General features: G+C 52.0%; 1 pseudogene. It reads left to right on the top strand.

From position 1 onward, the window contains the following. Positions 1 to 40: 40 nt before the first annotated feature. A pseudogene (locus AC1DRJ_RS31355) lies at positions 41 to 648 on the top strand (restriction endonuclease); the annotation flags it as partial.

The following is a 648-nucleotide window of genomic DNA, read 5'->3' as shown; positions in this document are numbered from 1 at the left end:
GCGCGAAGGCGCGTGGTGACTTGGGGAGGGAGTGGGCGCGATGATTTACCAATGCAATGGATGCAACAGGACTACCTTCGAAACAGCATGCCCATGGTGCATGGGCTCTCAAGTTTCGCCGTCATCAGAGCTCACGTTGCGACACCTCACACCACTGGATCCTTCGTTTTATCCCGACTTTCAATACAGATCCAAAGGCTTGATTCAAGACTTCTTCGGTAAAAAGAAGGAGCAAGCCCAGCTCAACGATCTTCTGAACAACGTATTGAGAAAATACGAGGAGCTGAAGCAGCCTTACTTCACGAACTTCATTCACACCACTCGCGAAAGTGCAGGCAGTAGCGATGACGCGGGTGTGCCTGGGCCGCGATTGGATGGCGTGTACAGCGAGAGGGAGCTGTTCAGGGAGGTTTTGATTCGCAAGGGCTTTGATGAGCTAGAAGGTCTACCATCTCTCTTAGATAAGTTGCTGCAGACCACTGCCTTCAACTCGGCCTACCTGGGTTTCTCAAGAGAACTGACCCGCCACATTCGAGATGATCTGGCCGGTACCTTGCGTTCCTGGATTGAAGAGGCCGGGACAACGTTCAGGTCTGACCTGGCCTTGTTCTACTACTACCTTTGGGAAAATGACGTTCCATATCCCAA

The organism is Pseudomonas sp. P5_B2 (genome assembly GCF_056400445.1).
The sequence above is the reverse complement of the archived record's forward strand: the minus strand, read 5'-3'. Positions and strand labels throughout refer to the sequence as shown.